The 25318-nt window shown below is 58.6% G+C and carries 28 protein-coding genes; 10 read left to right on the top strand and 18 right to left on the bottom strand.

Going from position 1 to position 25318, the window contains the following annotated elements:
• Window positions 1-4: 4 nt before the first annotated feature.
• Window positions 5-382, bottom strand: coding sequence for a hypothetical protein (locus tag ACTJKV_RS01235; protein ID WP_062427082.1), 378 nt, complete (start codon window positions 380-382; stop codon window positions 5-7).
• A 239-nt stretch (window positions 383-621) separates the two neighbouring features.
• On the opposite strand from ACTJKV_RS01235, the gene argB reads away from it, so the two are divergent.
• On the top strand, window positions 622-1506 hold the full coding sequence (argB, locus tag ACTJKV_RS01230) for an acetylglutamate kinase (protein ID WP_062427083.1): 885 nt from the start codon (window positions 622-624) through the stop codon (window positions 1504-1506).
• Between the two features lie 21 nt (window positions 1507-1527).
• Here the strand turns inward: argB and ACTJKV_RS01225 are convergent, their stop codons facing one another.
• Window positions 1528-2445, bottom strand: a complete 918-nt coding sequence (locus tag ACTJKV_RS01225) for a DMT family transporter (protein ID WP_062445740.1) — start codon at window positions 2443-2445, stop codon at window positions 1528-1530.
• A 103-nt stretch (window positions 2446-2548) separates the two neighbouring features.
• Here ACTJKV_RS01225 and ACTJKV_RS01220 point away from each other — a divergent pair, with 103 nt between their 5' ends.
• Both ACTJKV_RS01220 and ACTJKV_RS01215 read left to right on the top strand, forming a co-directional pair.
• Entirely contained in the window at window positions 2549-3268 is a 720-nt protein-coding gene (locus tag ACTJKV_RS01220) for a pyrimidine 5'-nucleotidase (protein WP_274100972.1), read from the top strand.
• A gap of 109 nt (window positions 3269-3377) precedes the next feature.
• Window positions 3378-3971, top strand: coding sequence for an EF-hand domain-containing protein (locus tag ACTJKV_RS01215; protein ID WP_274100973.1), 594 nt, complete (start codon window positions 3378-3380; stop codon window positions 3969-3971).
• 199 nt (window positions 3972-4170) lie between these two features.
• Here ACTJKV_RS01215 and ACTJKV_RS01210 read toward each other — a convergent pair whose 3' ends face one another.
• The 3 genes from ACTJKV_RS01210 to ACTJKV_RS01200 form a co-directional block, all read right to left on the bottom strand.
• Window positions 4171-4428: a DUF1150 family protein gene (locus ACTJKV_RS01210; RefSeq protein ID WP_274100974.1), complete on the bottom strand. Its 258-nt coding sequence runs from the start codon at window positions 4426-4428 to the stop codon at window positions 4171-4173.
• Window positions 4429-4595: 167 nt separating this feature from the next.
• Complete coding sequence (locus tag ACTJKV_RS01205) at window positions 4596-5021, bottom strand: Hsp20 family protein (protein WP_274100975.1); 426 nt, start codon at window positions 5019-5021, stop codon at window positions 4596-4598.
• Window positions 5022-5097: 76 nt separating this feature from the next.
• Window positions 5098-5355 carry a hypothetical protein gene (locus tag ACTJKV_RS01200; protein ID WP_440598396.1) on the bottom strand — a complete coding sequence of 86 codons (258 nt, stop codon included), beginning with the start codon at window positions 5353-5355 and terminating at the stop codon, window positions 5098-5100.
• On the opposite strand from ACTJKV_RS01200, the gene ACTJKV_RS01195 reads away from it, so the two are divergent.
• Window positions 5333-6277 (top strand): nucleoside hydrolase, encoded by a 945-nt coding sequence (locus ACTJKV_RS01195; protein ID WP_112358712.1) that lies wholly within the window; start codon window positions 5333-5335, stop codon window positions 6275-6277. The genes ACTJKV_RS01200 and ACTJKV_RS01195 overlap by 23 nt on opposite strands.
• An 89-nt stretch (window positions 6278-6366) precedes the next feature.
• Here ACTJKV_RS01195 and ACTJKV_RS01190 read toward each other — a convergent pair whose 3' ends face one another.
• Window positions 6367-7227 (bottom strand): LOG family protein, encoded by an 861-nt coding sequence (locus ACTJKV_RS01190; RefSeq protein WP_082546507.1) that lies wholly within the window; start codon window positions 7225-7227, stop codon window positions 6367-6369.
• Window positions 7228-7373: 146 nt separating this feature from the next.
• Between ACTJKV_RS01190 and dapD the strand changes: the two genes are divergently transcribed.
• The 3 genes from dapD to ACTJKV_RS01175 all read left to right on the top strand — a co-directional run bounded on the left by dapD (window position 7374) and on the right by ACTJKV_RS01175 (window position 10157).
• Window positions 7374-8228, top strand: a complete 855-nt coding sequence (gene dapD, locus ACTJKV_RS01185) for a 2,3,4,5-tetrahydropyridine-2,6-dicarboxylate N-succinyltransferase (protein WP_112358667.1) — start codon at window positions 7374-7376, stop codon at window positions 8226-8228.
• A gap of 152 nt (window positions 8229-8380) precedes the next feature.
• Complete coding sequence (dapE, locus tag ACTJKV_RS01180) at window positions 8381-9577, top strand: succinyl-diaminopimelate desuccinylase (protein ID WP_274100976.1); 1197 nt, start codon at window positions 8381-8383, stop codon at window positions 9575-9577.
• A complete protein-coding gene (locus ACTJKV_RS01175; protein WP_274100977.1) occupies window positions 9561-10157 on the top strand; it encodes a hypothetical protein in 597 nt (198 codons plus the stop codon). The genes dapE and ACTJKV_RS01175 overlap by 17 nt, the downstream gene beginning before the upstream one ends.
• A gap of 17 nt (window positions 10158-10174) precedes the next feature.
• Here ACTJKV_RS01175 and truA read toward each other — a convergent pair whose 3' ends face one another.
• From truA to def, 3 genes are read right to left on the bottom strand one after another with little or no spacing between them, the layout of a single operon-like run.
• Window positions 10175-10975 (bottom strand): tRNA pseudouridine(38-40) synthase TruA, encoded by an 801-nt coding sequence (gene truA, locus ACTJKV_RS01170; protein ID WP_274100978.1) that lies wholly within the window; start codon window positions 10973-10975, stop codon window positions 10175-10177.
• A gap of 3 nt (window positions 10976-10978) precedes the next feature.
• A complete protein-coding gene (gene fmt, locus ACTJKV_RS01165) occupies window positions 10979-11911 on the bottom strand; it encodes a methionyl-tRNA formyltransferase (RefSeq protein ID WP_274100979.1) in 933 nt (310 codons plus the stop codon).
• 51 nt (window positions 11912-11962) lie between these two features.
• The gene (def, locus tag ACTJKV_RS01160; protein WP_112520001.1) at window positions 11963-12475 is read right to left on the bottom strand and encodes a peptide deformylase; all 513 of its coding nucleotides are present in this window, start codon (window positions 12473-12475) and stop codon (window positions 11963-11965) included.
• A 140-nt stretch (window positions 12476-12615) separates the two neighbouring features.
• Here def and ACTJKV_RS01155 point away from each other — a divergent pair, with 140 nt between their 5' ends.
• Together ACTJKV_RS01155 and ACTJKV_RS01150 are read left to right on the top strand one after the other, a co-directional pair.
• Entirely contained in the window at window positions 12616-13812 is a 1197-nt protein-coding gene (locus ACTJKV_RS01155; protein WP_274100980.1) for a DNA recombination protein RmuC, read from the top strand.
• Between the two features lie 224 nt (window positions 13813-14036).
• Window positions 14037-14936: a ribokinase gene (locus tag ACTJKV_RS01150; RefSeq protein ID WP_062599212.1), complete on the top strand. Its 900-nt coding sequence runs from the start codon at window positions 14037-14039 to the stop codon at window positions 14934-14936.
• 32 nt (window positions 14937-14968) lie between these two features.
• Here the strand turns inward: ACTJKV_RS01150 and ACTJKV_RS01145 are convergent, their stop codons facing one another.
• Complete coding sequence (locus ACTJKV_RS01145; RefSeq protein ID WP_274100981.1) at window positions 14969-15556, bottom strand: NUDIX domain-containing protein; 588 nt, start codon at window positions 15554-15556, stop codon at window positions 14969-14971.
• A 99-nt stretch (window positions 15557-15655) separates the two neighbouring features.
• Between ACTJKV_RS01145 and ACTJKV_RS01140 the strand changes: the two genes are divergently transcribed.
• Window positions 15656-16411: a DeoR/GlpR family DNA-binding transcription regulator gene (locus tag ACTJKV_RS01140; RefSeq protein ID WP_440598395.1), complete on the top strand. Its 756-nt coding sequence runs from the start codon at window positions 15656-15658 to the stop codon at window positions 16409-16411.
• Between the two features lie 2 nt (window positions 16412-16413).
• Here the strand turns inward: ACTJKV_RS01140 and trmB are convergent, their stop codons facing one another.
• From trmB to miaB, 8 genes are all read right to left on the bottom strand, one after another.
• Window positions 16414-17112: a tRNA (guanosine(46)-N7)-methyltransferase TrmB gene (gene trmB, locus ACTJKV_RS01135; RefSeq protein WP_440598394.1), complete on the bottom strand. Its 699-nt coding sequence runs from the start codon at window positions 17110-17112 to the stop codon at window positions 16414-16416.
• A gap of 149 nt (window positions 17113-17261) precedes the next feature.
• On the bottom strand, window positions 17262-18527 hold the full coding sequence (metK, locus tag ACTJKV_RS01130) for a methionine adenosyltransferase (RefSeq protein WP_062427099.1): 1266 nt from the start codon (window positions 18525-18527) through the stop codon (window positions 17262-17264).
• A gap of 173 nt (window positions 18528-18700) precedes the next feature.
• The gene (locus ACTJKV_RS01125) at window positions 18701-19120 is read right to left on the bottom strand and encodes a helix-turn-helix domain-containing protein (protein ID WP_062427100.1); all 420 of its coding nucleotides are present in this window, start codon (window positions 19118-19120) and stop codon (window positions 18701-18703) included.
• Window positions 19121-19260: 140 nt separating this feature from the next.
• Window positions 19261-20853 carry an apolipoprotein N-acyltransferase gene (gene lnt, locus ACTJKV_RS01120; protein WP_440598393.1) on the bottom strand — a complete coding sequence of 531 codons (1593 nt, stop codon included), beginning with the start codon at window positions 20851-20853 and terminating at the stop codon, window positions 19261-19263.
• 290 nt (window positions 20854-21143) lie between these two features.
• A complete protein-coding gene (locus tag ACTJKV_RS01115) occupies window positions 21144-22280 on the bottom strand; it encodes a hemolysin family protein (protein WP_440598392.1) in 1137 nt (378 codons plus the stop codon).
• Window positions 22281-22297: 17 nt separating this feature from the next.
• Complete coding sequence (gene ybeY, locus ACTJKV_RS01110; RefSeq protein WP_062442992.1) at window positions 22298-22804, bottom strand: rRNA maturation RNase YbeY; 507 nt, start codon at window positions 22802-22804, stop codon at window positions 22298-22300.
• A 10-nt stretch (window positions 22805-22814) separates the two neighbouring features.
• Window positions 22815-23873, bottom strand: coding sequence for a PhoH family protein (locus tag ACTJKV_RS01105; protein WP_062427103.1), 1059 nt, complete (start codon window positions 23871-23873; stop codon window positions 22815-22817).
• A 47-nt stretch (window positions 23874-23920) separates the two neighbouring features.
• Window positions 23921-25318: a tRNA (N6-isopentenyl adenosine(37)-C2)-methylthiotransferase MiaB gene (gene miaB, locus ACTJKV_RS01100; protein WP_440598391.1), complete on the bottom strand. Its 1398-nt coding sequence runs from the start codon at window positions 25316-25318 to the stop codon at window positions 23921-23923.

The raw sequence follows: 25318 nt of genomic DNA, 5'->3' as shown, positions 1-25318 counted from the left end.
ATGCTCAAACGGCGGTGAAGAGCAGCACTGCAGCCCACAGAACGGCCGCAAGTGTCGTCATCCGCCAGAAGCGGGTGGAGTTCCACAGAGCTGTAAGGATGGCGAAGCGGCCATAGATGCTGCGATGAAGCTTGTCGTCCGAACGGCGAAGCGCGTGATCCATAGAGGCGTCCACATAGGATGCAAAGGTGCGCTGTTCGCGCACTTCCGTTTCGGCAAGATTGTCTTCCCAGCGCCGCACGATGGTGGCGAATTGCTGATCTTTGCGAACCCTTTCGGCAAGCTCGGCTTTCACGTCTTCCGGCAGCGCGCCGAGCACATATTTGCCCGCAAGCACCTGATCCTTCAAACCGCCGCGCATATCCTTATCCGGCAAGGCCATTCTTCTTCAAACTCCGCTGCTTCGCGCCACTGTCATCATGACAGCCTGCCGATTCGAACCTCGAACGGCCGGACGCAGACTCCCCGAACAAGGCTGGTCCGAATGCGCCCGCGTGTCAATCCGATTAGGCAGCGCATGGGCCATCCTCTGCGAATTATGTTTCTCGCCGACCCCATCCCGTGTTTCATCCGTCAAAAACTTGCGTTACAAGCGGCGCGTTCCAGCAAGAGGTTTTTCTCATGGCGAGTATCGAAAGCGAAATGCAGGCCCGGCTTCTGGCTCAGGCCCTTCCCTTCATGCAGAAGTATGAAAACAAGACAATCGTCGTAAAATATGGCGGTCACGCCATGGGCGACATGGCTCTTGGAAAAGCTTTCGCCGAAGACATCGCGCTTCTCAAGCAATCCGGCATCAACCCCATCGTCGTTCATGGCGGGGGCCCGCAGATCGGCGCGATGCTGACGAAGATGGGAATCGAATCGAAGTTCGAAGGCGGTCTGCGCGTCACAGACGCCAAGACGGTCGAGATCGTCGAAATGGTTCTGGCAGGCTCGATCAACAAGGAGATCGTTGCCCTCATCAACCAGACGGGTGAGTGGGCCATCGGCCTTTGCGGCAAGGATGGCAACATGGTCTTTGCCGAAAAGGCGCGCAAGACCGTGACCGATCCGGACAGCCATATCGAGCGGGTCCTCGATCTCGGCTTCGTCGGCGAGGTCGTTGAAGTCGATCGCACGCTGCTCGATCTATTGGCAAAGTCCGAGATGATCCCCGTCATCGCCCCTGTGGCACCCGGTCGTGATGGCGCGACATACAACATCAATGCCGATACCTTCGCTGGCGCAATTGCCGGCGCGCTCCACGCCACCCGCCTGCTGTTCCTCACCGATGTCGAGGGCGTTCTCGACAAGAACAAGGAACTGATCAAGGAACTGACCGTCTCCCAGGCCAAGGCGCTGATCAAGGACGGCACCATCTCCGGCGGGATGATCCCGAAGGTGGAAACCTGCATCGAGGCGATCAAGGCCGGTGTGCAGGGCGTGGTGATCCTCAACGGCAAGACCGCCCACTCGGTCCTTCTGGAAATCTTCACGGAAGGTGCCGGCACGCTGATCGTGCCCTGAGCCGTCGGATTTTGGCTTGGGTCAGCCCCAGGCCAAAAGTGACAGCACGCCCAGGACGATCAACAGGCAACCGATCAGTTCGAGCTTGTTGATCTTTTCCTTGAAGAAAAAGACAGTCGAGGCGAAGGCAAAGAGCATTTCTACCTGCGCCAGCGCCTTGACGACTGCGGCTTGCTGCAGAGTCATCGCCGTGAACCAGCCAAATGAGGCGGTGGCACCGACGAACCCGACAGCGATGGCCGGTTTCCATGCCCTGGCGATACGCGCCAGTTCTTCCCGCTCCCGCAGAATAATCCAGATGAGCATTGTTACCGTTTGCGTCACGATGACCACCACGAGCGTGAAGCTCGCCTGCATGATGGCGTCGGGCGCCGGCAGGCTTGCGGCAATCGAGAGCGATGCGGAACGATAAGCGACGGAGGAGAGACCGAAGAGTGCGCCAGATGCGAGGCCAATCCCCGCGGTTTTGCTGAAGATGGAGGTGATGATGGAAACGGGAGAGAGCGCCGTTCTCGCCACCGAAATCAGCATGACACCGGAGACCGAGATGGCAATGGCCAGCAGCGTTCCGGCGCTGACGCTTTCGCCCACGAAGATGAGCGCGAAGAGTGCCGCCTGAGCAGGCTCCGTGCGCGAGTAAGCCGTACCGACAGCGAAATTACGGAACGAGAACAGATGCACCAGCAGGAAGGTGGCGCCGATCTGCGCCATCGATCCAACCGCCGCCCATAGCGCGAAGGTTCCGTTGATCGATGGCAATGGCCTTGCCAGTCCAAAATGCAGGATGGCGAGATAGGTCAACGCAAAGGGCATGCCGAAGCCGAAGCGCACGAAGGTGGCGCCCGTGGTCCCCATGCTCTTCTTCAGATGTTTTTGAAAGGTCGAGCGCAGATTCTGCAAGAAGGCGCTGACCAGAGTGATGCCGATCCACAATTCCATGCCTTGGATTAGCATTGGCGCAGGTTTGCCGCCAAGGACGGTTTTCGTCACTGGCGGCGCGTTTTCGATTTTATTTGACCAGCGAAACGGGCATAAGCGTTGCATGAACACAAAGCCCAAGAACACCGCAGAGCCAGCCGATTTCGCCCATGTGACGGAGTGGGTCTTCGATCTCGACAACACGCTCTACCCGCATCACATCAATCTCTTCTCGCAGATCGACCGCAACATGACCGCCTATGTGGCGGAACTGTTGCAGCTCGATCCGGAAGATGCGCGCGTTCTTCAGAAGCGCTACTACCACGAGCATGGAACGACGCTTCAAGGACTGATGATCCACTACGGTATCGATCCTAACGACTTCCTGGAGAAGGCACATGCGATCGACTATTCCGCCTTGCTTCCAGATCCGGAGTTGGGAGAGGCCATCAAGGCTCTGCCTGGCCGCAAATTCATTCTGACCAATGGCAGCGTCAAGCATGCTCAGGCCGCTGCCGGTGCGCTGGGAATCCTCGATCACTTCGAAGATATCTTCGACATCGTCGCTGCGGGTTACCTGCCGAAGCCCGCGGGCCAGACCTACGAAAAATTTGCCGCGCTGAAACAGCTCGATACCAAAAGGGCTGCGATGTTCGAGGACCTGCCGCGTAATCTCGTGGCACCCCGAGCGATGGGTATGAAGACGGTGCTTCTCGTTCCGCGCAATCTCGAAGGCGTCGTGATGGAGCGCTGGGAAATCCCGGCCGAGACGGATGATCACATCGATTACATTACCGATAACCTATCGGAATTTTTGGTAGGACTCCAAGACAGCCGAGCTTAGAGCAATCCATATATTACGGATATTTCATATGCATTACGGATGTTTAACTGGTGGGAACGAAGCGTCGCCTATAGCGTCTTACGAGGGACACCAACGGAAAGGTTTTGATATGCTAAAACGGAAGATCGCCATCACCGCGCTTGGCGCTGCCCTGATGCTCAGCACCACTGCGTCCATGACGATGGCGGCTCCACGTGGCGGCGCCGACCGTGAAGGTCCGCGCATGCGCCCTGAGCCGATGTTCGTTCACCTCTTGAAGGTGGCCGATACCAACAAGGACGGCAAGATCACCAAGGAAGAGTTCAACGCCCGCCAGGAGGCACTCTTCACCGAGATCGACGCCGACAAGGACGGCTCCATCACGCCGAAGGAAATGCGAGACTATCGCCGGACGAAAATGGAAGCCTGGCGGGAAGCCAATCCGCGTCCGGAAAAAGCCGCAGCCGAGGCTGACCAGAAAAAGGCCGAGGGCGACAAGAAGGATGGTGAGCGCGAAAAGCGCCGTGAAGCTCGCGAAGAGCGCAAGGGCAAGGACCGTAAAGGCAAGATGAGCGGCATGTTCGCCTCAGCCGATACGGACGGCAACGGTCAGCTCAGCAAGCCTGAGTTCATGGCCGCTGGCGAAAAGATCTTCACGCGTCTAGACCGCAACAATGACGGCGTTATCAGCGTGGACGACATGCCGGATCGCCCCTGGCTCTAAGGCCATCTCGATGACTGAAGGCCCGCCCTGTTTCAGGGTGGGCCTTTTTTATCGGCCAATTGCTCCAGAACCGGACCGGTCACTCACGAACTAGTGCTAAATCACGCCGCGCAAAGGTGGTCACCGGTTTTGCGATAACGACATGCGACAAAACCGAGACCTAAGCGCCGGACGCAAATCTTAAAGATCGCAACGCGCTTTAGTGCAGGCTGATGGTCCGCAACTCGTCTTCGGCAGCCTTGAAGAAGGTGCTGGATCGGTTGTCGGTCAGAAGGATGGGTGTGCCGTCGGCGCCGAAAAGAGCCCAAAGATCAAGACCGGCATCGATCTCGGGCGCCTCGGGAAAGCACTTCATCACCTGTTCGGCTCGCATCTTGCGGATGTAGCCCACTTCGCCGGCACCAAGATGGGCCAGCTGGGATTTGGTCAGGCGCGCATGCGCTTCTTTTAAAAGCATGTTTCAGCCTCCATCGAGCGCCGTTGTTGCGTCCTTTGAAGACGTATCCGGTCGCTCAGAATTTCAAGTCGACGCGCAGTCCGTTGCGAAGATCCTCCGGATCCTTGCGCCGATGCGTTGGTCTTTGACCAGGAGACTGAACGGAATCAGTCTACGGGGCCAGAGTCTTACTGTGAGACGGAAATGTTAATTTTCTTCACCACGTTGTAGATTTCCGGACGGGTGAGTTCGATGGAGAGCAGACCGTTCTTCAGGCGCGCAGTGTGCACCTGCATACCGTCAGCCAGCACGAAAACGCGCTGGAACTGCCGCGCGGCGATACCGCGATAGAGGTAGTCGCGCTTTTCCTGATCCTGCTGGCGCCCACGGATCACCAGCTGATTATCCGCCGTCGTGACCTCGAGATCGTCTTCGGAAAATCCGGCAACCGCAATGGTGATGCGCAGTCGCTCAGGGCTTGAGTCTTCCGCCGCCAGCCGCTCGATATTGTATGGCGGATAGCCGTCATTCGATTTTGCCATACGCTCCAGCGTTTTTTCCATGGCATCGAATCCCAGCATCAAGGGGTTTGTGAAGGGTGTCATGCGGCTCATAGTCCCGTGTCCTTGCATCCAAGCGACGATCTTGTGGCGCACGTGGTGATGCGGCGCCCAGCCCCGTTTCGGCAGCTCATTGCCATATGGTAACATGGTGCCCGAAACGCAAGAACGCCGCATCGGCAAAACCACCGGTCTTCGGCAGCCCATTGACAAGCCGGTCAAACCAGCTTGAAAAGACATGACTTACAGCATCGGCCGAAAATCGGACTCGATTTTTGGAAAAGGACGATGCGTGGATTGAAAGAGTAAGAGCTTCCTTTGTGCGTCCAAAAGAACGCAGGGCGCTCTGGACAGACAGGATGACCATGGCCGAGCGCAGAAAAATCATTATCGACACCGATCCCGGGCAGGATGACGCAGCCGCGATCATGCTCGCACTTGCAAGCCCCGACGAGATCGAAATTCTCGGGCTGTGCGCCGTGGCAGGCAATGTGCCGCTCAAGCTGACAAGCCGCAACATCCGCATCATTCTGGAACTGTGCAACCGTCCTGAAGTGCCGGTCTATGAGGGTTGCGAACGTCCGCTAGTGCGCGCACCGATCACGGCCGAGCATGTGCATGGCAGCACTGGCCTCGACGGCCCGACGCTACCGGAACCCACACTGGCTGCACAGTCCCAGCACGCGGTGGATTTCATCATCGACACCCTTCGTCGCGAGCCGGAAGGCACGGTGACGCTCTGCACGCTCGGCGCGCTCACCAATGTCGCGACCGCTCTGCAAAAAGCACCGGATATCGCGCCGCGGGTGAAAGAACTGGTGCTGATGGGCGGCGGCTTCTTCGAGGGTGGCAACATCACGCCAGCGGCCGAGTTCAACATCTATGTCGATCCGCATGCCGCCGAGATCGTCTTCCGCTCCGGCATTCCGCTCGTGATGATGCCGCTGGATGTGACGCACAAGCTGTTGACGACCAAGGCGCGCGTTGCCCGCATCCGTGATATCGGCACGCACCCGGCCATCGCCATGGCGGAAATGCTGGAGTTCTTTGAGCGATTCGACGTGGAGAAGTACGGCTCCGATGGCGGGCCGCTGCATGATCCGACCGTGATTGCCTACCTGATCAAGCCTGAGCTTTTCGCTGGACGCGATTGCAATGTGGAAATCGAGACGTCGTCTGACCTGACCATGGGCATGACCGTGGTCGATTGGTGGAAGGTGACGGAGCGTCCCGTCAATGCCAAGGTTTTCCGAGATGTGGATGCCGATGGCTTTTTCGCGCTGCTCACCGAGCGCTTCGCAAGGCTCTGATCACCGCTTCTCACAAAAATGCCCGGGCTCAGAGACGATCGAGCCCGGGCATTTTTGTGCGATGTTATCCCGTCGAGAAACGGCAGCCTTTATAGCTCATAGAAATCGGCGACGATCTTCCAGGCTTCTTCGGCTGTCTCGGCGAAGTGAAACAGGTCGATATCGTCCGGCGCGATGGTGCCGAAATCCGCCAATGCCTTGAAATTGATGATAGAGTGCCAGAAATCCCTGCCGAAAAGGATGAGCGGGATTGGTGCCATGCGCTTGGTCTGGATCAGCGTCACGGTTTCGAACAGTTCGTCCATGGTACCGAAGCCGCCGGGGAAGACGACCACGGCCTTGGCCCGCATGAGGAAGTGCATCTTGCGGATGGCGAAATAGTGGAAGTTGAAGCTGAGCTCCGGCGTCACATAGGGGTTCGGCGCCTGTTCATGTGGCAGCAGGATGTTGAGGCCGATCGAGGGAGCGCCTGCTTCTGATGCTCCCCTGTTGCCCGCTTCCATCACACCCGGGCCGCCTCCGGTCATGACAACATATTCGCGGTGATCGAATTTCTCCGCTTCGACAGCACAGAGCTGCGCGAATTTGCGTGCCTCATCGTAATAGACCGAGGCTGCTTCGAGGTTCTTCTTCTGGGTCTCGTTGCGCGCCGCCCAAGCGGCGGCTCCCGGCTCAGGAATACGCGCACCGCCGAACATCACCACCGTCGATTTGATGCCGCGTTCAGACAGGATCATCTCCGGTTTCAACAGTTCGAGTTGAAGGCGGATCGGGCGCAATTCTTCCCGGCATAGGAAGTCGGTATCGGTATAGGCAAGGCGATAGGAGGGCGAGGCGCTTTGCGGTGTCTTAGGGATAACTTCGGCCTGGTGCTTGTCGTCCGAACTGTTTTTCAGCGGGTCCCAAACACCATCTTTGCGCCGCAGCTTGCCGTTTTTCAGTTTCGCCATTTCCATGCCTTTCCGATGCTTGCGTCAAATCGCCCAAATCGCATTGACGCACTTGAAACACTCGCTTAGAGCAATTGACCGTGTCCGGCCAGCGGTGCGGATGTTTCCCTGAAATGACGATAGTCAGCGAAGTTTAAGGAATTCTCATGAGCAGCTCGGATCTCGGCACCCTCGAAAGCATCATCGAAACCGCATTCGAAAACCGCGACGGCGTGAACACCTCCACGAAGGGTGAAGTTCGCGATGCGGTCGAGACCTCGCTCAATCTTCTCGACGCCGGCGAGGCCCGCGTGGCCGAGCGTGAGGCCAATGGAAACTGGAAGGTGAACCAGTGGCTGAAGAAAGCCGTCCTGCTCTCCTTCCGCCTCAACGACATGGAAATCGTGACCGGTGGCCCAGGCGAATCCACCTGGTGGGACAAGGTGCCCTCCAAGTTCGAAAACTGGGGTGAAAACCAGTTTCGCGCTGCCGGCTTCCGCGCTGTGCCGAATGCCGTGGTTCGTCGCTCCGCCTATGTGGCGAAGAACGTCGTGCTGATGCCGTCCTTCGTCAATCTCGGTGCCTATGTCGATGAAGGCACCATGGTCGATACGTGGGCAACCGTCGGCTCCTGCGCCCAGATCGGCAAGCACGTCCATCTTTCCGGCGGCGTCGGCATTGGCGGCGTGCTCGAGCCGCTCCAGGCTGGCCCCACCATCATCGAAGACAATTGCTTCATCGGCGCGCGCTCCGAAGTCGTCGAAGGCTGCATCATCCGTGAGGGCTCGGTGCTTGGCATGGGCGTCTATATCGGAAAGTCCACCAAGATCGTGAACCGCGCGACCGGCGAAATCTTCTACGGCGAAGTCCCGCCCTACTCCGTCGTGGTGGCCGGCACCATGCCTGGCAAGCCCTTCCCGAATGGCGAGCCGGGCCCTGGCCTCTACTGCGCCGTCATCGTCAAGACCGTCGACGAAAAGACGCGCTCCAAGACCGGTATCAACGAACTGCTGCGCGATTGAACTCAAGAAGACCCGCTAAAGCATGTCGCGCAAAAGTGTGCAGCGGTTTTGCGGTAACGACATGCGACAAAACAAGGACTTAAAGCGTAGGGAGCGAATCTGAAAGATCGCGACACGCTTTAAGAGTAGAAGCGGCAGAGAGTAGACAGCCCATGAACGCCACCGATCCCGTCTCCAATCTTGCCGCACTCATCCGCTGCCCTTCGGTCACGCCTGCAGAAGGCGGGGCGCTCAGCCTGCTCGATAACCTGCTCTCGCCGCTCGGCTTTGCGGTGGACCGAATGGTCGCGACCGAAGATGGCACGCCGGACGTGGAAAATCTCTACGCCCGCCTTGGTACCGATGGACCGCTTCTGATGTTTGCCGGTCATACCGATGTCGTACCGGTGGGCGATGAAGCTTCCTGGAGCCATCCGCCCTTTGCCGCTGAGATTGCCGGCGGCGAGATGTATGGTCGCGGCGCTGTCGACATGAAGGGCGGTATTGCCTGCTTCGTCGCAGCGATTGCCCGTCACATCGAAAAGCATGGCAAGCCGCAGGGCTCGGTATCCTTCCTGATTACCGGCGATGAGGAAGGTCCGTCGATCAACGGCACCTCGAAGCTTCTGGAATGGGCCGCCGCCAAGGGAGAGCGCTGGGATGCCTGCGTCGTCGGCGAGCCGACCAACCCGGACCAGCTCGGCGACATGATCAAGATCGGCCGCCGGGGTTCGCTCTCCGGCCGCATCACCGTGCATGGCGTGCAAGGCCATGCTGCCTATCCGCATCTTGCCGACAACCCCATTCGCGGCGTGCTGCAATTGACGCAAGCGCTGATGGACCCGCCTTTCGACAACGGCACCGACAATTTCCAGCCCTCCAATCTGGAAGTAACGACCATCGATACGGGTAACGCCGCAACCAACGTCATTCCGGCCAGAGCGACGGCGTCCTTCAATATCCGTTTCAACGACACCTGGACGGCAGAGACTTTGCGGGCCGAGATCATCCGTCGTCTGGATGCGGCTGCCGCTGACGGCGCGCTTCGTCCGGATCGGACACCCGTCAATTACGAGATCGTCTGGGCTGATCGGCCGAGCCACGTGTTCCTGACGCGCAACAATGCGCTGATCTCCTCACTTTCGGGCGCGGTGGCCGAGGTCACGGGTCTGGAGCCGAAGCTTTCGACCACCGGCGGCACCTCCGATGCGCGCTTCATCAAGGATTACTGCCCCGTGGTGGAGTTCGGTCTCGTCGGGAAAACGATGCATATGGTCGATGAGAGTGTCGCCGTAGCGGACCTCGAAACGCTGACACGCATCTATGAAACCTTCATCGAACGCTGGTTCGGCCATGCCGCCACTGAGTGAAGTCGCCATTTATCTGCGCGGGTTGTCGTTGCTGTTTCTCGGCAACAAGGAAGGCCTGCGACTTCTGGACATCACTGATCGCGGCTTGCTTCGCTCCTTCTACGCCGCGCTCTGGTGCCTGCCTTCCATGGCGCTTTCTTGGTACTGGTGGCATGAAGCCTATCTATCCGGACTGCCGGAAGGCGTTCATACGGGCGCGATCTTCTTCATCCGTCTCGCCATCGTCGAAGCGATCTGCTGGATGGTGCCGCTGATCCTGATCGGCGTGCTGCTTTATGCCTTTGGAGCGAGAGGCAAGTTTCAAGCGATTATCGTGGTAGCAAACTGGTTGTCGGTGCCATTCTCCTACGCCTATTCGTTGCTGATCCTGATTGCGCTGCTCCTGCCCGCGTTGCACGGGCTTGTCGCAATCCTCTGGTTTGCGCTGCTGCTGACGCTCGTCTTCACCTTCTCGAGGATCGTGCGGTTTTTCGTGCGCGACCAGCCGCTTCTGGTAACGGCATTGGTCATGACCCTGCTTGTACCCGGGATGATCCTGTCGGAACTGCTGCAGCGCTTTCTTGGCGTTTACCCGACCTGATCATCGGAGGCTGAAAGTCAGACTTCGCTGCCCTCTGCCGCACCTGTCCGCGGCTGCCGCGGCGGTATGACGTCGGGATAATCCACCTGCATGAAGTAGAGGCCTTCCGGCGGCGCGACCGGGCCGCAGGCCTTGCGGTCCCGCGCCTCAAGTGCAGCGCGGACATCATCGGGCGTCATCGCGCCCTCGCCTGCCAGCTTCAGCGTTCCGGCGAAGGAGCGGATCTGGTTGTGCAGGAAGCTCTGCGCCGTTGCGCGGATCTCAATCAGGTCGCCAGTGCGTGTCACATCAAGCCTGTCCAGCGTGCGCACGGGACTGTTGGCCTGGCAATTCACTGAGCGGAAAGTGGTGAAGTCATGCCGCCCAACCAGCATCTGCGCGGCCGCATGCATTCTCTCATGGTCGAGGTCTTTCGACACCCACCAGGCGCGCTTGTGCTCCAGCGCCAGGCGTGATTTGCGCGAGATGATGCGGTAGAGATAATGGCGACGGATCGCAGAAAAGCGGGCGTCGAAATCCTCCGTCACGGCTGCTACGTCGAGCACCGAGACTGCGTCGCCTGCCATTGCCAGATGGGCATTCAGCGCATTGCGAAGCTTGTAGGGCTGCCAGTCGCGCGCTAGATCCACATGGGTGACCTGACCCACCGCATGCACGCCGGAGTCGGTTCTGCCAGCCCCACGAATACCGACCTTCTCGCCCGTCAGCGACAGGACGGCCGCTTCGAGTGCGCCCTGAACCGACCTGCCATTGTCCTGCCTCTGCCAGCCAACATAGGACGTACCGTCATATTCGACGCTCATGCGAAAACGCGGCATCGGCTACAGCCTCGTTCCGATGGCAACGGGCGTTCCGCGCAGGAAGTCCGCAGCCAGCATCGGCTTGCCGCCTGCCTTCTGCAACTTTAGGAGACGCACTGCACCGCTGGCGCAAGCAATCGTCAATTGGTCGTCAAGAACGGAGCCTGCCTCGCCCATTCCCTCGGCCCGCTCGCTTGCCAAGACCTTGACGCGTTCCGGCTTGCCGCCGATCTCCAGTTCGAACCAGGCACCGGGCAAGGGTGCCAGCCCACGAATGTGGTTGTGTACGTCCTGCGATGGGCGGGAGAAATCGATCCGCGTCTCCGCTTTGTCGATCTTGGCGGCGTAGAGAACGCCCTCCTCGGCCTGCACCGTCAGCGGCAGATCGTCGTTCTCGAGCTTTGCCATGGCGTCACGCATCAACCGGGCGCCTTTCAGCATCAGCGCATCATGCAACTCGCCGGCCGTCATGTTCTCATCGATGGGAACGCGAGCTGTCAGCGCCACGGGGCCGGTGTCCAGCCCCTTTTCCATCTTCATCACCATCATGCCTGTTTCGGCATCGCCCGCCATGATGGCGCGCTGGATGGGCGCCGCACCGCGCCAGCGGGGCAGAAGGGATGCGTGGCCGTTGTAGCAGCCAAGGCGTGTGCCATTCAAAATGGCCTCAGGCAGTAGAAGACCATAGGCAACGACCACCGCGACATCGGCATCGAACGCGGCAAATTGCTGTCGATCTTCGTTCGCCTTGAAATTCAACGGGGTCAGAACCGGAATTCCCAAAAGCTCTGCAGCCTGATGCACGGGGGATTTTTGCAGGTCCAGTCCACGACGACCGCCTGGGCGCGGCGGCTGCGTATAGACCGCCACGACATGATGGCCCGCCTCTTTCAGCGCGCGCAGCGTTGGGACCGAAAACTCCGGCGTTCCCATGAATATGATGCGAAGAGCCATTGTTGCCCCCTGCCCTGCTGCTGGTACCGGGCGGCCTATCGGCCAGCCGGATCAGACCTTGGCGCGGGCCAGCTTGGTGAATTTCTTGATGACCATGTCACGCTTCAGCCGCGAGATGTGGTCGATGAAGAGCACGCCGTTCAGATGGTCGATTTCATGCTGCAGGCAGGTGGCAAGAAGACCATCGGCCTCGATCGTCTGCTGCTTGCCGTCGCGGTCCACATATCCAACCGTCAAAGAGGCCGGACGTTCGACTTCGGCGTAGTAATCGGGGATGGAGAGGCAGCCCTCTTCATAGGTCGAGACATCGTCCGATACTTTGAGGATTTCCGGATTGATGAAAACCTGCGGCTTGTTTTCCTCATCGTCGCGCGAAAGGTCGATCACCAGCATACGGCGCGCAACGCCAATCTGGATCGCGGCCAGACCGATGCCCGGCGCGTCATACATGGTCTCCAGCATGTCGTCTGCCAGGCGCTGGATTTCCGAATCCACCGTCTCGACAGGCTTGGATTGCTGGCGCAGCAGTGGATCGGGCAAAATGATAAGAGGCTTGATCGTCATGGCTTCCCATAACCCATCTCATCAGCCGAGGAAATGAAAAAATACGGTCGATTCAACGCTGCTACTGGATAGCCGACTCATTTTTGCCGCGGACATGTTCTTGTTTTGTACGAATCAGAATAACTCTGTTAGATTGCGTCATGAACATCGATCTCAATGGCCTCGGTCAAACGGCTTTCAGCGTTGGAACGCTTAACATTTCTGTCGGCGCGCTCCTTTTCTTTCTGGCCTTTGCCGGGCTGCTGGCCGTCCTCTTTCTTCTGCGTAAACCGGCAGCGCCGGATCAGCCACGGGAAGAGCTTACCGAACTTCTGAAGACCCAGACCGAGTTGCAAGGCCGTATCGCCGCCATGGCGGATGCCTTTTCCGCGCGCCAGAACGAGATGAGCCAGACGCTGAACGAGCGATTGGACGGCATGTCGCAGCGGCTCGGCACGACGCTGACGGAACAGACCCGGTCGACCCATGAGAACCTCAGCAAGCTGCAGGAGCGCCTTGCCGTCATCGATGCTGCTCAAGGCAACATCCAGGATCTTGCCAAGGATGTGATCGGGCTGCAGGCGATCCTTTCGAACAAGCAGACCCGTGGCGCCTTCGGCCAGGCCCGCATGGAAGCGCTGATTGCCGATGCGCTGCCCTCTGGCACCTACCAGCTTCAACCCACACTTTCGAACGGCTTTCGGCCGGACTGCACGATCAAGATGCCGAACAATGCGCCGGTGCTGGTGATCGACGCCAAGTTTCCGCTGGAAGCCTGGAATGCCCTGAAGGCGGATGAATCTCCGGAAGCCAAGCGCACTGCGACCCAGCAGTTCCGCCGGGACATGGAAGTGCATATTCGCGATGTGTCGGAGAAGTATCTCATTCCTGGCGAGACGCAGGATACCGCCTTCATCTTCGTGCCGTCGGAATCGATCTTCGCCGATATTCACCAGCATTTCGAATTTCTGGTGCAGCGTGCTCACCGCTCCCGGGTGGTGATTGTTTCACCATCGCTATTGATGCTTTCGATCCAGGTTATCCAGTCGGTCCTGAAGGATCAACGAATGCGGGAGCAGGCCCATCTGATCCAGGGTGAAGTGGCGCTGTTGATGGACGATGTGCGGCGTCTGGATGAGCGTACCCGCAAGCTGCAGACGCATTTCGGCCAGGCGCAGCGCGATGTCGAGATGATGCTGACGTCGTCGGAAAAGGTTCTCGCGCGTGGCGACAAGATCGAAAGCCTCGATTTTTCCACAAGCACCAAGGAGATCCCGCATTCGGAGGTGGAGCATATGCGCCGCATTGCAGATGCACGCGCGGGTGCAGCCAAGCTGCGCGTGGTGGATGACGAGTAGGCGGTCGCGCTGAAAGCAAACGAACGTCGCCGCCATTGCAAAAATTGATTTCCGATTTCGATCCCGATGCGCTAGAGCGCCGTGTGTCTTTTTAGACGCACAAAGGACGCTCTATCTTCTTTCAATCTACGCATCGTGCTTTCCAAAAATCGATTCCGATTTTCGGGCCGATGCTGTAGCACTATCGGCATTGTTAACGTCTTTGCCTTTTGGATCAGCCTCGCATGATTACTGTTTTCGGCTCCATCAACATGGATCTCGTCGCCACCTCTGACCGTCTTCCGAAGCCAGGCGAGACGGTGACCGGCAAAAGCTTTTCCACGGCGGCTGGTGGCAAAGGTGCCAATCAGGCGCTGGCCGCACGTCGCGCCGGAGCGGACGTCAAGATGGCAGGTGCGATTGGTGACGACACCTTTGCAGCCCCCGCACTCACGCTGCTGCGTGACGCCCGGACCGATCTGTCGCTGCTGAAGACGGTGGCCGAACCGACTGGAACGGCCGTGATCCTGATTGGCGAGGGTGGCGAGAACATGATCTCGGTTATTCCCGCGGCCAATGGCACGGTCTCGCCGCAGGATGCAGAGCGCGCCGTCTCGGAGATGGCCGAGGGCGACACGCTGATGCTGCAATTTGAAATTCCGGCCGATGCGATCGAGGCCTCTTTGAAGGCCGCCAAAGCCAAGCGTGTCACAACGATCATCAACACGGCTCCCCTCACCGCGGATGCGGCCCGCCTTTCCAAGCTTGCCAATATCGTTATCGCCAATGAGACCGAGTTCGAGTTGTTGATCGGCAAGAACGGGCTGTCATCTTCCGATCGGGAGAAGGAGTTGAGCGCGCTTCACGCGGAGACTGGGCAGACACTGATTGTCACGCTCGGTGCGGACGGCGTGATCGCTATTCGCAATGGCAAGCTCTTCAAGGCCATGGGCCTGAAGATAGAGCCGGTCGATACGGTGGGCGCTGGCGACACCTTCTGCGGCTATCTCGCCGCAAGCCTCGATGCCGGAATGGACTTCGAGAAGGCGCTGCGCCGTGCCGCTGTCGCTGGTTCGCTGGCCTGCACCCGAGAGGGTGCCCAGCCGTCTATCCCCACCGCTGCTGATGTGGATGCAAAGCTCTGAGACTATAAAGTCTCGTCCCGTCCTCAACCCGATCAAGCACCCTTGAACAGATTGAGGGCGGCATATTGCAAAAGCATGATCGTCTTGCCGTCGCGAATGACCCCTGAGGCGATCATGCTCATCGCCTCATCGATCCCGATTTCCATGACGGCAATATCCTCGCCCTCGTCTTCATTTCCTCCTCCGGCCGAGGTTCTGTCGTCGGGCTGATACTCGCCGACGAAGAAGTGCAGCCTCTCGGTGACGGAACCAGGGCTCATGAAGGCATCGAAGACCTGGCGCACAGCGCGTAGCTTGAAGCCGGTTTCCTCCTCCGTCTCCGCCCGGATGCGCGCTTCCGGTTCGGCATTATCCAGAAGACCCGCCGGCGTTTCGATCAGAAGGTCGTCATGGCCGTTGACGAATGCGGGATAGCGGAACTGTCTCGTCAGGATCACCGTGCGGCGCTCCTTGTCATAAAGCAGGATCGTCGCGCCATTGCCGCGATCATAGGTTTCGCGCGATTGCTTTTGCCAGGTGCCATCCTCCCGGAGAAAGGAAAAGGTGGTCTTCTTCAGAAGGTACCAGTCGTTTGAGAGAACCTTGACGTCCTCGATGCTGATGCGATGCGCGATACTCATGAAACTTCCCTGTGGCTGGAGCTGACCGGTCGTGGACATACGCGCAATTTCGTGCAATTTCATTCAGAGTCAAGAAAATTCGTGCAGAGGATTGGGTGGATGCTGACATCGGAAAGAAAGACGCTCATTCAGCAGGTCCTGCAAAGGGACGGACGAATTGTTGCGAAGAGCTTCGCCGAAGAACTCGGCGTCTCCGAAGACACGATACGCCGCGATCTGCGCGAACTTGCAAAGGACGGTCTGTTGCAGAGGGTTCACGGTGGCGCGCTGCCATCCTCGCCGGCAGTTGCCGACTACCGTGTGCGCGAACAGATGGCGTCCTCGGCAAAGGAAAAGCTTGCCCGCGCAGCAGCCACGTTGATCAAGCCGGGACAAATCGTCTTCCTCGACGGCGGCACCACCAATCTCCAGCTTGCCCGCCATCTGCCGCAGACCCTACAAGCGACCATCATCACCCATAGTCCAAGCATCGCCGTGGAACTCGCGCATCATCCGTCCGTCGAGGTGGAGTTGATCGGCGGGCGGCTTTTCAAGCACTCGATCGTTTCGATGGGTGCTGTGAGTGTCGAGGCCATTTCGGGCATCCATGCTGAGCTGTTCTTCCTTGGCGCAACCGGCGTCCATCCAGAGACCGGCGCGACCACTGGGAACCGCGAAGAAGCAGCAATCAAAAAGTTGATCGCTCACCAATGCGCCGAGACGATCCTGGTTGCGACCGAGGACAAGATCGGCGCTGCTTCGCCCTATCTCATCCTGCCCCTTGGCAAGCTTGCCACTCTGGTCGTGGATGCCGACCTGCCGGACACGCTGCTGAAGCCCTACAGGGCAGCAGGACCGGCAATCGTGAAGGTCTGACGTCAGACTTTGAGGAAGGTGAGATAGGCGGAGTTCCGCCCCTCGCGTTTGGCCTTGTTCTCGTAGCGGGTCCCCGGCCAGTTGTCATAGGGCGTCAGCCAGTCGGCCGACGTCTTGGCCATCCACTTGAAGCTGCCATGGCGGGCGCAGTGCTGCAGCGTCCAGTTGATGTAGGTATCAATATCGGAAGCAAAGCAGAACTTGCCGCCCGGCTTCAGCACGCGGTGAAAGCGGGCAAGATTGACGTCCGACACGAAGCGGCGCTTCCAATGCTTCTTCTTCGGCCAGGGGTCCGGATAAAGCAGATCGATGTGATCGATGCATTCATCGGGAAGCCAGTCCAGCAATTGCGTCGCGTCGTCGTCGTAGAGGCGAATATTCATCAACTCGCGCTCTTTGACGGCGCCAAGAAGCTTCGCCATGGAATTGACGAAGGGCTCCACGCCGATGAAGCCCGTCGATGGATTTTCGGCGGCACGATGAACCAGATGTTCGCCACCGCCAAAACCGATTTCCAGGCGGATGGATTTGACGTCGGCCGGGAAAAGTGCGGCGAGGGGCTTCGGCGCCGGTGTTTCAAGATCGACTTTCAACAGCGGCAAAAGGCTCTCGATGCTTTCCACCTGCTGGTTGCGCAAAGGCTTGCCCTTGCGCCTGCCATAGAACGCTTCCGTCGATCGTGAACGCCGCTCTTCCGTCATCGTGAACTCTCTCAAGCAAAATAGATGAACCCGCACCTTACCGTTTCATCGGTATTGCGCGGGTTTCATGTTTTCAGACCCTATCCCCCAAACGGTCGCCCATGGCAAGACCGGAGTGGAGGAGAGGGCTATGTTTCGAGCCGATGACCTTAAGCGGCCTTCAGCGCGTCCTTCAGCGGCTTGACGAGATCGATCTTCTCCCAGGAGAAGGATCCGTCGCGGCCGGCCTTACGGCCGAAATGGCCGTAGGATGCAGTCTTGGCATAGATCGGCTTGTTGAGGTCGAGGTGACGACGGATGCCCGATGGCGACAGGTCCATGACCTTGCGGATCGCGGCTTCCACTTCGTCTTCGCTGACCTTGCCCGTCTGATGCAGATCGACATAGACCGACAGCGGCTGTGCAACGCCGATGGCGTAGGACAGCTGGATGGTGCAACGGTCGGCAAGACCTGCGGCAACCACGTTCTTTGCCAGATAGCGAGCGGCGTAAGCTGCGGAACGGTCCACCTTCGTGGTGTCCTTACCGGAGAATGCGCCACCGCCGTGCGGAGCTGCACCACCATAGGTGTCGACGATGATCTTGCGGCCGGTCAGGCCGGCATCGCCATCAGGACCGCCGATCACGAACTTGCCCGTCGGGTTGATGTACCACTTGCAATCATCGGCAATCTTCAGGTCGCCAAGCGCTTCGCGGATGTAAGGTTCGACGACCGCGCGAACCTTCTTGGAATCCCAGCTTGCGTCCAGATGCTGGGTGGACAGCACGATGGAAACGGCCTCAGACGCCTTGCCATCAACATAGCGAACGGTCACCTGGCTCTTGGCATCGGGGCCGAGCTTGGCGGCTTCGCCTTCGCCGCTCTTGCGAGCATTGGCAAGCAGCTGAAGAATGCGGTGAGAATAGTAGATCGGCGCCGGCATCAGGTCCGGCGTTTCCTTGCAGGCGTAACCGAACATGATGCCCTGGTCACCTGCCCCTTCGTCGCCCTGCTTGTCAGAGGCGTTATCGACGCCCTGTGCGATATCGGCCGACTGCGGGTGCAAGAGCACGTCGATCTTTGCGGTCTTCCAGTGGAAGCCGTCCTGCTCGTAGCCGATGTCGCGGATGGCCTTGCGCGCCGCGGACTTGAACTTGGATGGGTTGATCACCGGATGGCCAGCGGCATCCTTAAGGACATTGCCGTCCTTGTCCTTTTTCAGCAGCGTATCAGGAACGCGCACTTCGCCAGCAATGATCACGCGGTTGGTGGTTGCGAGCGTTTCGCAAGCGATGCGGACGGTCCATGGGTCGACGCCGGTCTTGGACGCTTCACGATAAATCAGATCGACGATTTCATCGGAAATTCGGTCGCAAACCTTGTCAGGATGACCTTCAGCAACGGATTCGCTGGTGAACAGGTAGTTGGCGCGCATGCGGGATTCCCCTCAAAGAACAGGTCTGTGCGTTTGTTATTCATTTCATCGGAAAAAACAAGGACAGAACGACATAAATATATCTTTATATCGGAATTTCATTTCTGCAAGCGCGCAACAAAAAACGGCCCCGAAAGGCCGTTCAAGTGGGTATTCGACCGATTTTCGGTCGTCTACTCGGCGTCGCCTTCCGCAGCCAGCGCCTTTACCAAGTCAACGATACGGCGGCGGACCTTGGGATCGTTGATCTTGACGAAGGCGCGGTTGAGCTGCAGTCCCTCCGACGAGGAGAGAAAATCCACGACGTAATTGGAGCTCGACGCTTCGGCAGAGCCGGAAGCGGAGGCTGGCTCGGCGCCCGGCGCATCTTCGAAGAAGAAGGAAACCGGAACGTTCAGAATGGCGGAGATGTTCTGAAGACGGCTGGCGCCAACGCGGTTGGTGCCCTTTTCATATTTCTGGATCTGCTGGAAGGTAATTCCAAGGCTTTCACCCAGCTTTTCCTGGCTCATGCCCAGCATGGTGCGGCGCAGCCGGATGCGGCTTCCGACATGAATGTCGATTGGGTTCGGCTTCTTCTTATTTTCGGTCATATGTTAGTCCTGACATCCTGTTGTCGGTGATTGTTACACATTAACGCAAAACCGTAGAGGTCGGATCAGTGCAACAGTCCTTCATATCACTTGCGTTGTACAACCCTACAATCTCACTATGCAATTTCAGGGGTTTTCGGTCAATTCTTGCGGCTGACTAAACCATACCTAGAAAACAGCGCCACGATCAACATTGTTATAAACAACAACCAAAAGTTCGTTTTACGGGCATCGCTGCTCAGGACGTCGCCTGCCTTACTACTTAGAGTAGCGTCGATTATACCCTTTTGACCATAGTCAAGACCAGCCTCAATGCCACCTAACGGATCAATGATGGCGGAAATGCCAGTGTTGGCTGCTCGAATCACTGGCAAGCCAGTTTCCACAGCGCGCACACGTGCCTGCTGGAAGTGCTGATAGGGGCCGGGTGTGTCGCCGAACCAGCCATCATTGGTGACATTCAGGATCGCCTCCGACGAGGAGATATCGGCCGGCACTTCATCGGGGAAGATGATCTCATAGCAAATGAAGGAGTAGAGCTTCTTGCCGGATGGAAGAATGATGGGTGTCCGGCTTGCCGCCGGTGAGAAACCTCCCGGCAGGTTGACGATATTCTCAATGTCGAAACGCCGCAGCACGTCTTCGAAAGGCACATACTCGCCGAAGGGCACGAGATGCACCTTGTCGGTCGCACCAATAATCTGGCCCTGGTCATCCACGGCGTAGACTGAGTTGTAGTAGCGCGGCGGATGCCCTGCCCCCGCATCCTCCATGCGCACCGCCCCCGTCAGCAAGATCTGACCATCCTCCAGCGTCTTGGCGATTTCTTCCAGCGCATCCGGATTCTGGGTCAAAATGAAGGGAACGGATGTTTCCGGCCAGACGATGATATCGGGCCGCTTCTTGCCTGGCGTCGGCGGAAGGGCCGATAGGCGAAGATGCTCCTGGAATATCTCGGCACGATCGGCATTCAGCATCTTGCGCGACTGATCGATGCCGGGCTGCACGATGCGCACCGTGATTGCATCCGCCGCTGGCTCCGGCAACGGCCGATGCTGACGATAAAATCCGTATCCCACATGGCCTGCCAGCAGCAGAACAGCAAGCGTCAGGCCCGGCACCATGCCACGGCGGGTTCCAAAAAGCGCCGGGCTGGAAAAAACGAAGACCGCCAGCATCGACATGCCGAAGATGCCGATCAGGTTGGAGCTCTGCATCATCAACGGAACCGGCATCATCCCGTAACCGATCGCGTTCCAGGGAAATCCGGTGGCGACGAAACTGCGCAACCATTCCACCAGTCCAAAGGCTGCAGAGAGGGCTGCAAGCCTGCCCCAGCCATCCGACCAGAGGCTGTTTGCCAGCATCACGGCAAGACCGTAGAAAAGCGCGAGAAAAGCGGGCAGGCCCAGAATTGCCAGCGGCAGAGCCCAGGCAAACTCATCAGCCTCCAGCAGCAGCGCATTTCCGAGCCACCAGAGGCCCGCAACGAAATAGCCAAAGCCGAAAATCCAGCCGAGCAGAAACGCTCTGAAGGCGCGAGACACGACGCCACCATCGGGGCTTCCCGTGGTGCCATCGATCAACCAGACCAGAAGCGTGAAGGAAACGAAGAGGCTGGCGAAGAACCCGATCGGCGGCAGCGCGAGCGCACCGATAGCGCCGGCCAGAAATGCGATGAGAACGCGGCTGAAGCCACCGCTCAACATGATCGTGCCCGCGAGCCGCTCCATACAGTATCAATCTCCTTGAGGGGCACCGTTCAGCAACGCAAAACCGGAAAGCGGATACCAGAACCTGACTTGCCATCGAAACGCGCGCAGTCGGAGAGACCACCGATCGTGTTTCGGCTGCCGAACGCCGAATAGTTATGCGGCATGCCCTTCCGACTTACTGTAAAAAAAATAGAACGTCCACAGGACAGCGATGGCGTGTCTGTGCAATCCGCCAATTGCAGCGGCCTCATCTATCGGTTGTTGGAAACGAAGAAATCCCGGACCCTTTCGCCCGGGACTTAAGCCTATCAAACGGCAGCCTTGTCCGTGCTGTCGGGAGGGGCGGGAAGCGCGATCATCTCACTGGTGACGACGGGTGCCGGCGCCTGGTCATCCTCGCCCGTGGAAGACTCGTCGCGAAGGATGCGGACACGCTTGATGCGGCGATTGTCGGCATCGAGAATCTGGAATTCGAATCCCGGCACCGCACGGACCACCTCACCCTTTGACGGAATGCGGCCAAGCGCAAAGAAGACGAGACCGCCCAGCGTGTCGATCTCCTCGGCATGCTCTCGAACATCGAAATCCGGACCGATCGCCTGGGCAAGTTCCGCCAGTTCGATGCGCGCATCCGCGATGAGGACGTCGGACGACACGCGAACGAACATCGCCTCGTCCTTGTCATGCTCATCGTCGATGTCGCCAATGACCATCTCCACGATGTCCTCGTGGGACACAAGCCCGTCGGTGCCGCCATATTCGTCAATGATTACCGCAAGCTGGGTGCGCTGCGCCTGCATGGTTTTCAAGAGATCGGATGCGAGCATGGAGGGCGGCGCAAACAGGATCTTGCGGATGATTCCGGCTTCGGCCAGCGTCGTTTCGAGATCGACGCGGGCGAGGTCGAAATTCGAGCGCGGTGTGCGCGGCGCCTTCGCCTCGCCATTGGCCGGCGCGCGTGTACCGCTTCTGCGCTTGTTGCGCGCCTGCTTGCCCACATAGGACAACAGGTCGCGAATATGGATCATGCCCTTGGGATCGTCGAGCGTCTCGTCATAGACCGGCATGCGCGAGCGTCCGGTCGCCTCGAAGCGGATCATCGCTTCACCAATCGTGGTCTCCTGATCGAGCCCGTCAATATCGACGCGAGGGATCATGATGTCCTCGACCGTGACTTCTCTGAAGCGGAGAATATTGTTGAGCATCGCCCGCTCGTCGGGCGTGAAGGCGGCGCCGATATCCGTATCGGTCATCAGCGCGTCGGTCAGATCTTCACGAAGGCGCTCGCCCTGCGATGGCTTCAAGATCCGGGAAATTCTCGACCAGATGGTCGAGCGGGGCTTTGCTTGATAGTCCTGTCGTAACGGACTACTGCCCTCCTCCGATGAGGATTGTTCCCCGGCGTCCTTGCCCTCTTGGGGCGGTCTTGCAGAATGTTCGTTCATTGTCCCAAACAGTTCGATCAAAGCGGGTCCTGACCCGCATAGGGATCAGATAGGCCAAGAGTCGCCAAAATGCGAGTCTCAAGCCCCTCCATTTCTTCCGCCTCTTCGGTTTCCATATGGTCATAACCGAAAAGATGCAGACATCCATGCACCAGCAGATGGGTCAAATGATCCTCGAAACTCTTCTCGAGATCAAGAGCTTCGCGCATGACAGTTTCATGCGCAATGACAATATCGCCCAGCATCGGACCCGGCATGCCTCCCGGCTCCAGCGGAAAGGCCGGAAAAGACAGGACATTCGTCGCCTTGTCCTTATTACGCCATTCCGCATTTATCTCCTTGATGGCAGCGTCATCGGTGAAAACCAGCGACAGTTCCACCGGCATGGCGGGGAACGGCTGCTGCTCTTCGTCTTTCAGATAGGAAACAGTGGCCTCCAGCACTTTCGTGCTGAAGGCCAAAAGCTCTTCCTCCGAGGACCAGTCATCGGCCTCGACAGAGATTTGAATATCCAGAACCGTCATCGTCTCGGCTTCAGTAACCTTGTCTTGGAAGGCTCTCATCCGGCACGGCCGTGTGGGATTCGTAGGCCTTGACGATACGCGCCACCATCGGGTGACGCACGACGTCGACGTCCTTGAAGCGAACCACGGAAACGCCTTCAACGTCGCCCAGGATCTGCAAGGCCTCGACCAGACCGGATTTCACCCCACGCGGAAGGTCGACCTGGCTGGGGTCGCCCGTCACGATCATGCGGCCATTCTCGCCCAAGCGGGTCAGGAACATCTTCATCTGCATGGTCGTGGTGTTCTGCGCCTCGTCGAGAATGACGGCAGCGTTTGCGAGTGTGCGGCCACGCATAAAGGCGAGTGGCGCAATCTCGATAACGCCTGCCTGAATGGCACGCTCCACCTTGTCGCCCGGCATCATGTCGTAAAGCGCATCATAGAGCGGACGCAGATAGGGATCGACCTTTTCCTTCATGTCGCCGGGCAAGAAGCCCAGACGCTCTCCCGCTTCGACGGCGGGACGAGAAAGAACGATACGATCCACCGCACCGCGCTCCAGAAGCTGGGCAGCATGGGCGACTGCCAGATAGGTCTTGCCGGTACCCGCTGGCCCGACACCGAAAACGAGTTCCGACTGTTCCAGCGCCCGCATATAGACATCCTGTGTCGGTGTGCGGGCGGCAATGGTCTTCTTGCGGGTAGAAATCTGGGCCATCGACACCTTGGCTTTGCGCTCCATTGTCGGCAGGGTCAGTTGGTCATCTGCCGCGACCGCCATGCGGATTGCGCCTTCGACGTCGGAAAGTTCGGCTGTGCCACCCTTCAGCAGACGCTGATAGAGGAAATCCAGAGCGCGGCGGGCCTGGTTGGTCGCAACCATGTCGCCGGTGATCGCCACCGAATTGCCGCGTGGGCGGGCATCGATGTTGAGCTTCTGCTCCAGCAATTTCAGGTTTTGATCGAACTGACCGAATAGCTCTCCGGCTATTCTGTTATTCTCGAACGTGAGGACGAAGTGATTGGCGTCGGTCGCGGGTGAACGTGGCTGGCGCGATGATGGTGAGACCAATTCGTGTGCGTTCAAGCGGTCAGGCTCCTGTCCGAGGTCAGTTCCGGTTCCCAACTCTAACTCTATGCCACCTCGGCAAACAAGCTGTTTGGACCGGTCGCGGTGATTCGTACATGAATAATGTCACCGATTTTCATCTTCTTTGCATCAAGATTCACAGACTGCAGCCAAGGAGAACGACCAATCAGCTGTCCGGGCATGCGACCGGGCTTTTCCAGCAACACATCCATGGTCTTTCCAACCAGCGACTGGGCAAAGTCGTTCTGCTGTTTCAACAGCAGCGCCTGCAGTCTCTCCAGCCGTTCGGCCTTGACATCTTCCGGCACCTGATCGGTCAAATCGGCGCCGGGCGTCCCTGGACGCGTCGAATATTTGAACGAAAAGGCCTGTGCGTATTTCACCGCTTCCACGATTGCGAGCGTGTCTTCGAAGTCCTGATCCGTCTCGCCGGGGAAGCCGACAATAAAATCCCCGGACATGGCAATATCAGGGCGGGCGTCACGGATTCGTTCGATAAGCCTCAAATATTCCTCGCCCGTATGGCGGCGGTTCATGGCTTTCAAAATGCGGTCGGAGCCGGCTTGGACCGGCAGATGCAGATAGGGCATCAGCGCGCGCAGCTCGCGATGCGCCTCGATCAGGCGATCATCCATGTCGCGCGGATGGCTTGTCGTATAGCGGAGACGTGCGAGGCCAGGGATTTCGGCCAGGCGATAAAGAAGCTCCGCGAGCCCCCATTCTTCGCCCTTCGGACCCGTCGAGCGCCAGGCATTGACATTCTGACCAAGCAGCGTGATCTCGCGCACGCCGGCATCGACGAGCTTCATCGCCTCGTCGAGGATCTGGCTGACGGGCCGGGAAACTTCGGATCCGCGCGTGTAGGGCACGACGCAAAAGGTGCAAAACTTGTCACAGCCTTCCTGAACAGTAAGAAAGGCCGTCACGCCACGCGAGCGCAGCTTTGCCTTTTCGGCTACCGGCAGATGCTCGAACTTGTCTTCGACTGCGTAATCAGTCTCGATCACCCGCTCGCCATCGCGAACGCGGGCCAGCGCCTGCGGCAGGCGGTGATAGGTCTGCGGGCCGATGACGACATCGACGGCGGGCGCACGGCGCAGTATCTCTTCGCCTTCGGCCTGGGCCACACAACCGGCGACGCCAATGACGAATTCGCGGCCCTCTTCCTCGCGCAGCTTCTTCATGTCGCGCAGACGACCGAGCGCAGAATAGACCTTTTCCGCCGCCTTTTCCCGGATGTGACAGGTGTTGAGCAGAACGAGATCCGCCTCGCCCATATCCTCCGTCTGAACATAACCATCCTTTGCCAGAGCATCGCTCATGCGCAAGGAATCGTAGACATTCATCTGACAGCCGTAGGTCTTGATGAAGACCTTGCGGCTGTTGGCTCCATGAGCCATAGCGGTCTGGGTGGCGTCGAGGCCAAGCGTGTCCTGGGTCAT

It is taken from the genome of Agrobacterium sp. 22117 (assembly GCF_052045735.1).
Taxonomy (GTDB): Bacteria; Pseudomonadota; Alphaproteobacteria; order Rhizobiales; family Rhizobiaceae; genus Agrobacterium; species Agrobacterium cavarae.
Note: the sequence above shows the minus strand (reverse complement) of the source record. Positions and strands in the feature narration are given on the sequence as shown.